Origin of the sequence: Streptomyces katrae (genome assembly GCF_000966975.1) — a bacterium.
GTDB classification, from domain to species: Bacteria; Actinomycetota; Actinomycetes; order Streptomycetales; family Streptomycetaceae; genus Streptomyces; species Streptomyces katrae.
Map to the genome: position 1 here is coordinate 1 of NZ_JZWV01000663.1, position 8,358 is coordinate 8,358.

Below are 8,358 nucleotides of genomic sequence, written 5' to 3' on the forward strand. Positions count from 1 at the left end.
GGTCTGGGGGCGGAGCCCCCAGGAACGGGCGGGGGTCCAATCCCCGGAAGCGGCGCAGCCCCCTGGCAGGGTGGGGGAGTGGATCAGCTCGCTCTGCTCTTCGTGCTGCTGCTCGGCGCCGTCGTCACCGTTCCGCTCGGGGACCGGCTGGGGCTGCCCGCGCCCGTGCTGATGACCCTCGGCGGGGTGGTGCTGGCGCTGGTGCCGGCCGTGCCGAACGTCGACGTACCGCCCGAGTACATCCTCCCCCTGCTGCTCCCACCCCTGCTGTACGCCTCCGCGCAGCGCACCTCCTGGCGGCAGTTCGCGGCCAACGTCCGGCCGATCCTGCTGCTGGCGGTGGCCCTGGTCTTCGTGACCACCGCCGCCGTGGCCGCCGTCGCGAACGCCGTCGTCCCCGGGCTGCCCGTCGCGGCGGCCGTCGCGCTCGGCGCGCTCGTCGCCCCGCCCGACCCGGTCGCGGCCACCGCCGTCGCCGGCTCGCTCGGGCTGCCGCGCCGGATGGTGTCGATCCTGGAGGGCGAGGGGCTGTTCAACGACGTCACCGCCATCGTGCTCTACCACGTGGCCATCGGGGCCGCCGTGAGCGGCAGTTTCTCCTGGCCCGACGCGCTCGGCGAGTTCGTGCTGTCCGCCGTGGTGGCCGTGGCCGTCGGGTTCGCGCTGGGCTGGGCCACCAACCGGCTGATGGGCCGGCTCGGGGACGCCACGCTGCAGATCGGGCTGACGGTGCTGGTGCCGTTCGTGTCGTACGTGGTGGCCGAGGAACTCCAGGGCTCGGGGGTGCTGGCCGTGCTGACCACGGCCCTGTTCCTCGCCGAGTACGCGACCGACGCCGACGACGTGCTGGGGCGCCTCGCCGGGCACACCTTCTGGGAGGTGATCGACGTCCTCGTCACCGGTGTGGCCTTCGGGCTGATCGGGCTGGAGCTGCACAACGTCTTCGGTGTCGCGAAGGGCCGCGAGTGGGAGATGGCCGGCTGGGCGGCGGCCGTGGTCGCGGTGGTGGTCGCCGTACGGCTGGCGTGGCTGCTGCCGGCGGGCTGGCTGGCGAAGCGGCTGCACGGGCGGCGCGACTACGACGAGGAGATCCCGCTCAGCTGGCGGGAGAGCGTGGTGATGTGGTGGGCGGGGATGCGCGGGGTGGCGTCCGTCGCACTGGCCCTGGCCATCCCGTTGCGGACGGACGCCGGGGACCCCTTCCCGGACCGGGACGAGATCATTTTCATCGCCTTCGCCGTGATCATGGCCACGCTGGTGTTCCAGGGGCTGACCCTGCCCTGGCTGGTGCGGCGGCTTGGGGTGGAGGCGGACACGGACGCCGAACGGGAGACCGAGCGGACGCTCGCGCTGCGCGCGGCGAAGGCGGCGAAGCGGCGGCTCAGGGAGATCGAGGAGGTCGAGGACCTCCCGGAGGACCTGGTCGAGGTCCTGTACCGGCGCGCGTACGACGTGGGCGCGAGGATCAGCCCCGACCTGGTCGACGAGGAGCGGCGGGAGGCGTACGCGAAGCGGGTCGAGCGGATCCGGCAGGTCCAGCGGATCCAGCGGGAGATGATGTCCGGGGCCGACCCGGAGATCGTGGACCGGGTCCTGCGCCACCTGGACGTGCGCAGCTTGCGCAGTGCCTAGGCCCGCGGCGGGGCCTCCGCCGTGGCGACGCGGGGGAGGGCGTACGGGTGTTCGGCGGCCAGCCAGGTGATCAGCTGCTCGCGGACCGCGCAGCGCAGGGTCCACAGGTCGCCGGAGTCCTTCGCCGTGACCACCGCGCGGATCACGATGGTGTTCGGTGTGGTGTCCGTCACGGCCAGGCTGCCCGTGCGGCCGTCCCATTCGGGGATGTCCCTCAGGAGTTCGGCGAGCTTGGCCCGGATCAGGGTGATGGGCGCCGAGTGGTCCAGGTGCAGGAAGACGGTGCCGGTCATCTGGGCGCCGCCGCGCGACCAGTTCTCGTACGGCTTGCTCGTGAAGTACGAGACCGGCATCGTGATCCGGCGCTCGTCCCAGGTGCGGACCACCAGGGAGGTCAGGGTGATCTCCTCGACCTCGCCCCACTCCTTGTCCACGACCACCGTGTCCCCGATGCGCACGGTGTCGCCGAAGGCGATCTGCAGTCCGGCGAAGAGGTTGCCGAGGGAGGCCTGGGCGGCGATGCCGGCCACGATGCCGAGGACCCCGGCAGAGGCGAGCACCGAGGCACCGACGGCGCGCATCGCGGGGAAGGTCAGCAGCATCGCGGCGGCCGCGACGACCACGGCCACGGCCGTGAGCGCCCGCTGGATCAGGGTGACCTGGGTGCGTACGCGCCGTACCCGGGCTTCGTCCGGTGCGGAGGCGGCGTAGCGGGTGTAGGCGGAGTCGACGACCGCGGTCGCGATGCCGACGAGCAGCCAGGACGTCGAGGCGATCTGGACCAGGGTCAGGACATGGCCCACGGCGGCCGCGTGGCCGGGCAGGAGGTGCGCCGGCCGGTACCCGGCCTGCAGCGCGGCGGTGGCCAGGACCAGACGGAACGGCACGACGCAGCGGCGCAGCAGTCCCCACAGCGGGGTCTCGGGGTGCCGGGCGTCGGCCTGGCGCAGCAGCAGGTCGAGCAGCCGGCCGGCGAGCAGGGTGAGGATCAGTACGGCGCAGACGACGGTGGCGGGACGCAGGACGTTCTCCATCTCCATGCGGGGAACCTATCCACGGGGCGCCGCCGGACTCCTCCCGTTCCGGGCAATGGCACGATGGGAGGCATGAACATCATGCTCTTCCACTCGACGTACGGGCTGCGGCCCGCGGTGCACGCGGCGGCCGACCGGCTGCGTGCCGCCGGACACCAGGTACAGGTGCCCGACCTCTTCGAGGGCCGTACGTTCGAGACGTTCGAGGAGGGCGTGGCCCACCTGGAGGAAGTGGGCCGCGACGAGCTGCTCAAGCGGGCGGTACTGGCCGCGGCGCCCTTCTCCGACCAGGGCCTGGTCTATGCCGGTTTCGACTTCGGCGGCTCCGTCGCCCAGCATCTGGCGCTGGCCGACGACAAGGCGCGCGGGCTGCTGCTCCTGCACGGTACGGCGGACCTGGAGGACGACGCCTCGGCCGACGAACTGCCGGTGCAGCTGCACATGGCGGACCCGGACCCCTTCGAGACCCACGACTGGCTGACGGCCTGGTACCTGAGGATGCGGCGGGCCGGGGCCGACGTGGAGATCCACAGCTACCCCGGTGCCGGGCACCTGTTCACCGACCCGGACCTCGACGACTACGACGCGGACGCCGCCGGGGAGGTCTGGCGGATCGCGCTGGCGTTCCTCGACAGCCTGTAGGACGTGTGGGAAAGGGGCAGGGCCCGGCGCTGGTCGCGCCGGGCCCTGCTTCGTGCTCAGTGCTCAGGCTTGGTGCTTGACGCTCCGTGCCTCGTGCTCCGTCAGGCGCGGTAGGCGGTCCACATGCTCTTCATGCGCGACACCTGGCCGGCGGTGAACTGGTACATGCAGGAGTCGTACGTGTAGTCCATGAAGTTGTGGATCGGGTCGACGCCCGCCTTGGTGGTGCAGGAGTCACGGCCCGTCGGGCACTCGAAGGCGGCGCTCTTCTCGGCCGGGGTGTCGGCGACGGAGTCGCCGCTGCCCGAGCAGCCGCCCTGGAAGGTGTGGTACAGGCCCATCCAGTGGCCGACCTCGTGGGTGGCGGTGTCACCCTCGTTGTAGTTGGTGGAGGAGCCGCCGGGCAGCGAGGAGTTGAGGATGACCACGCCGTCCATCTGCGGGGCGGAGGCGTAGGAGCTCGGGAAGGTCGCCCAGCCGAGGAGGCCGCCGCCGAGGTTGGCGGTGTAGAGGTTGAGCGCGTTCTTGCCGCCCTTGCGCAGGGCCGTCTTCATGTCCTTCTCGGCCTGGGTGCCGTCGGAGACGTTGTACCAGGCGGCGTTGTCGGTGTAGTCCGTGCCGGCCAGGGAGAACTGGAAGCCGGAGTCGACGTTGCCGTTGCCCTGGCCGCTGTAGGCGGCGTTGAGGACGTTGATCTGGTTGGTGATGTCCGTGGCGGTCAGCTTGCCCTGCGTGCCGTCGGTGATCACGTGGACGTAGACCGGGATGGTGGTCACGGCGGCGGCCAGCGACGGGGCGGCCTCGCGCGCGCCGAAGAGCTGCTGCGGGGACAGCTTCATCTGGCTGAGCTTCTTGTTGAGGTCCGCGTCCATGGCCTTGGTCTGGGACTCGGAGAGCTCGTTGGGCTCGGCGGCGTGGTCGCTCTTGGGCTTGGCGACACGGGCGTTGGCAGGGGCGGAGCCCTGCTCGGCACAGGCCTCGGCGCCGGTCTTCGGGGCGGCTGCCGCGACGGTCGTGGGGGCCGTCAGGGGGGCGAAGGCCAGGGTGGAGGCCAGGACGGCCGTACCCATGAGGCGGCGGCGGAGAAGGGGGGATATGCGGCCAGCAGCGCGCACGGTGACTCCTCGGCAAGCGTGGTGGGGGGTGAGGGATTTCCTCACGCTGGCCGGAAGTTTATGTGTGCATGTCATTCATTCCGCAAGTACCCGGAAGTTAAAGATTTGTTGCCTGCGGTTCATCCGGGGCTCCTGGTGTGTACCAGGAGCCCCGTTGAGCAGGAGATTTGACGGTTCGTCAGGCCGATCAGCGGACGGGCTGGTCGACCCGCTCCACCTTCTGCGTGCCGTTCAGGGTGCGGTACGAGCGGGCCCAGGAGGAGGTGGCGTCCTGGCGCCGCTTGTCCGAAACCACGTAGTAGTCCATCTGCGAGCGCTCGGCCGTCACGTCCAGCACGCCGTAGCCGTGCGAGTCCATGTCCAGCCACTTCACGTGCCAGTTCGCGGCCTTGATGGCCGACTCCGCCACCACCGAGACGGTGTGCGGCAGTACGTGCAGTGTGTCGTCTATGTTGTCGGACGTCACCGAGGTGACCACGAACTCCGTCGCCACCGTGCCCGACCCCGGGTACGTGGCCATGTTCACCGGGACGTCGTTCGCCCAGGCCATGTGGATGTCACCGGTCAGGAACACCGTGTTCCTGATGTTCCGGTCCTTCAAGTGGCCCAGGAGTTCCTTGCGATCGTCCGTGTAGCCGTCCCACTGGTCCGTGTTGACCGCGAGCCCGCCGTCGGGCAGGCCCAGCAGGTGCGTCAGCGGCTGGAGCACCTGCGCGGGCAGCGAGCCGAAGGCCACCGGCGAGATCATCACCGAGGTGCCGACCAGCTTCCAGGTCGCGGTCGAGCCCGCCAGCCCGGCCTTGAGCCAGTCCAGCTGTGCCCGCCCGGTGATGGTGCGCTCCGGGTCGTCCACCGCGCCGCTGCCGGCCTTGACCTGCTCCGAGCGGAAGGAGCGCAGGTCGAGCAGGTGCAGGTCGGCCAGGCTGCCGAAGCGCAGGCGACGGTACACGGTACCCGCGATGGAGGCGCGCACGGGCATCCACTCGAAGTACGCCTGCTTGGCCGCGGCCGCGCGGGCCGCCCAGTCGCCCTCGGTCGCCGGGGTGTGGTTGTTGGCGCCGCCCGACCAGGCGTTGTCGGCGAACTCGTGGTCGTCCCAGATGGCCACGATGGGGTGGGCCGCGTGCAGCGCCTGGGCGTCGCGGTCCGTCTTGTACTGGCCGTGCCGGATCCGGTAGTCGGCCAGCGTGATGATCTCGTTCGCCGGCTCGTGCCGGCGTACGACGTACTTCGCCGCGGGGTACTCCCCGGTCTTGTACTCGTAGATGTAGTCGCCCAGGTGCAGGATGGCGTCCAGGTCGGTGCGGGCGGCCAGGTGCCGGTACGCCGAGAAGTAGCCCGACTCCCAGTTGGAGCAGGAGACCACGCCGAAGCGGACGCCCGGGGTGGCCGCGTCGGCCGCCGGGGCGGTCAGGGTGCGGGCGACCGGGGAGACGGTGGCGCCGGCGGTGAAGCGGTACCAGTACGGGGTGTGCGGGCGCAGGCCGCGCACGTCCGCCTTCACGGTGTGGTCGGAGGCGGCGCTCGCGGTGACGGATCCCCGTGCCACGACGCGGGAGAAGGCCTTGTCCTCGGCCACCTCCCAGCCCACCGCGGTGTCCGGGCCCAGGCCGGAGCCGGGGACGGCCTCGGGGGTGGGGGTGACGCGGGTCCACAGCAGGACTCCGTCGGGCAGCGGGTCGCCGGAGGCGACGCCGTGCAGGAAGGCGGGGGCGGATTCGGCCGCCCGGGCGGTGGTGGCGCCCAGGGCGATCGGCGCGAGGGCCGCCGTGGCCGCGGCGGCCAGAACGACCGACGGCGGCGCGGATTCGACGCGGGCGCGGCGGAATCCGGGGCAGGGGAGAGGGGGGCGAGATGACTGGTCACGGGCGGTCATATTACTGATCGGTATGTGGCCGGGAACAGTCACTGAACGACAACGGGCGGGCGAACTTTGAGAGTTCACCCGCCCGTTATGGCGGTAATGCGGAGGAAAGCCCGGCCTGGCGGCCGGCCGGCCGGCTTACTGGCCCGCGATCGCCTTGTCGATGGCCGCCGTGAACGCCTCCGGGGTGGCCGGGGTGTCGATCTTCTTGCCGTCCATCTTCAGCGTCGGGGTGCCCGTCACACCGGACTTGTCGAAGGACTTCGACATGTCCATCGCCCACCGGTCGTACGTGCCGTCCTCGACCGCCTTCTTGAACTCGGCGTTCCCCTTGAGGGCCGGGACGGTGTCCGCGACCTTCAGCAGGTAGTCGTCCTTGGCGAAGCTGTCGACCCGCTCGTCGGGGTGCAGCGCCTTGGAGTAGAGGGCCGCCTTGTAGTCGAGGAAGGCCTCCGGGCTGACGTTCAGCGCCGCGCCCAGCGCGCTCAGCGCGTTCTTCGAACCCTCGCCCTTGGCGCCGTTGTCGATGAAGGTGGCGCCGATGTACCGGAGCTTGAACTTGCCCGAGTCCACGTCCTTGCGGACCTGCTCGCCGACCGTCTGCTCGAAGGCGGCGCACGCGGGGCAGCGCGAGTCCTCGTAGAGCTCCAGGGTCTTCTTCGCCTCGGGCTTGCCGATGACCACGGTCAGGCCGTCCGCGCCCTCGGTGTTCTTCGGCTTGACCAGCGGGGCCTCGGCGGCCTTCTCCCAGTACCCGGGCTGGCTGGACTGCACGACCGCGTAGCCGATGCCGCCGGCCAGCGCGAGGGCGGCGACGACGCCGCCCGCCACGAACACCTGGCGGCGGGCCTTGTCCTTCTTCGCCTGCTTCTCGCGCTCGACGCGCAGCTTCTCGCGGGCGGCGGCCTTGTTCTGCTGGCTGTTGCGGGAACTCATGGTGATCTCCGTGGGAGGTGGAAGGGGGGACTGGTCCGTACGTACGCGTCAGACGCCCGAGGGCGTCGCCGTCCGTACGGGAGGTCCCCGCCGGCCCACGGAATGCGCCGGGAAGCGGGTAAGGGCCACCGCGCCGGCCCGTGCCGGGCGCAGCGCCCGCCCCGCCCGGCCGGGGACCGCCGCCACCGAGGCCGCCGCGAGCCGCAGCGGCCGCACCAGGGCCCGCTCGCCGTGGCGCAGCCAGGCGGCGGCGAGCAGCCCGACGCCCACGTGGGCGCCGAGCAGCATCCAGGGCGTCCACGGCCCGGGGGCGGCGAGCAGCGCGGCCGGGTCACCGGCGGGCCCGGCCACCTCGGCCAGCGGCCCGCCCACCGGGGTCCCGCCGCACAGCCCGTCCAGGCCCAGCGCGTGCAGCGGCCCGGAGACCGGGCCGCCGGCGGGGCCGTAGCAGACGCGCTGCCCGGCGGTGAAGACGGTGTCGGCCGTCAGCTCCAGCGGGACGAGCAGGCCGGCGATCGGCCCGAAGCCCCGCTCGCGGCCGGCCAGGGCGTAGGCGATCGCGAAGACCCCGGCGAAGGCGCCGCCGAGCAGGGCGGGCGGCAGCGGCACCCGGGACAGGAGCACGTGGGAGCCCGCCGAGAGCAGCACGACGAGCGCGCTGAACAGCGCGGCCCGCAGCCCCCGGATCCTCACCCCTGATATGTCCATCGCCGCGAGTCTGCCACGGGTACCTGTGGATCCGGGCCCTGGGTACCTGTGAATCCGCACTCCCCGGTCCCGGACGCCACGGGAATCACGACATGATCCGGCCGTTCCTGAAGAGGTCCACGAAGATCTGGTGGTCGGCGCGGGCCCGGGCCCCGTAGGCGTGGGCGAAGTCGACCAGGAGCTTCGGGAAGCCCTCCTCGTCGGCGGCGATCGCCGCGTCGATGGCCCGCTCGGTGGAGAAGGGGACCAGGGACTGGCCGCTCTCCGCCTCGTCGGCCGAGGCGTGCATGGTCGCCGTGGCCCGGCCGAGGTCCGCGACCACCGCCGCTATCTCCTCCGGGTCGTCCAGGTCCGACCAGTCCAGGTCCACCGCGTACGGGGAGACCTCCGCGACCAGCTGCCCGGCCCCGTCCAGCTCGTCCAGCCC

General features: G+C 71.8%; 8 protein-coding genes. 2 read left to right on the plus strand and 6 right to left on the minus strand.

The features are described 5' to 3' along the window. Nucleotides 1-78: 78 nt before the first annotated feature. On the plus strand, nucleotides 79-1,632 hold the full coding sequence (locus VR44_RS23475) for a Na+/H+ antiporter (RefSeq protein ID WP_045949561.1): 1,554 nt from the start codon (nucleotides 79-81) through the stop codon (nucleotides 1,630-1,632). Here the strand turns inward: VR44_RS23475 and VR44_RS23480 are convergent. Then, entirely contained in the window at nucleotides 1,629-2,666 is a 1,038-nt protein-coding gene (locus tag VR44_RS23480) for a mechanosensitive ion channel family protein (protein ID WP_045949568.1), read from the minus strand. The genes VR44_RS23475 and VR44_RS23480 overlap by 4 nt on opposite strands. A 63-nt stretch (nucleotides 2,667-2,729) precedes the next feature. Between VR44_RS23480 and VR44_RS23485 the strand changes: the two genes are divergently transcribed. Then, complete coding sequence (locus VR44_RS23485; protein WP_094191862.1) at nucleotides 2,730-3,308, plus strand: dienelactone hydrolase family protein; 579 nt, start codon at nucleotides 2,730-2,732, stop codon at nucleotides 3,306-3,308. 101 nt (nucleotides 3,309-3,409) lie between these two features. Here the strand turns inward: VR44_RS23485 and VR44_RS23490 are convergent, their stop codons facing one another. The 5 genes from VR44_RS23490 to VR44_RS23510 form a co-directional block, all read right to left on the minus strand. Continuing rightward, a complete protein-coding gene (locus tag VR44_RS23490; RefSeq protein WP_045949563.1) occupies nucleotides 3,410-4,378 on the minus strand; it encodes a zinc metalloprotease in 969 nt (322 codons plus the stop codon). Between the two features lie 232 nt (nucleotides 4,379-4,610). Beyond that, the gene (locus VR44_RS23495; RefSeq protein ID WP_045949564.1) at nucleotides 4,611-6,299 is read right to left on the minus strand and encodes an alkaline phosphatase D family protein; all 1,689 of its coding nucleotides are present in this window, start codon (nucleotides 6,297-6,299) and stop codon (nucleotides 4,611-4,613) included. 126 nt (nucleotides 6,300-6,425) lie between these two features. Then, the gene (locus VR44_RS23500) at nucleotides 6,426-7,223 is read right to left on the minus strand and encodes a DsbA family protein (RefSeq protein ID WP_045949565.1); all 798 of its coding nucleotides are present in this window, start codon (nucleotides 7,221-7,223) and stop codon (nucleotides 6,426-6,428) included. A 48-nt stretch (nucleotides 7,224-7,271) separates the two neighbouring features. Further along, entirely contained in the window at nucleotides 7,272-7,931 is a 660-nt protein-coding gene (locus VR44_RS23505) for a hypothetical protein (protein ID WP_045949566.1), read from the minus strand. A gap of 85 nt (nucleotides 7,932-8,016) precedes the next feature. Then, nucleotides 8,017-8,358, minus strand: a 342-nt coding sequence (locus VR44_RS23510) for a DUF2252 family protein (RefSeq protein ID WP_045949567.1), incomplete at its 5' end; no start/stop codon positions are given.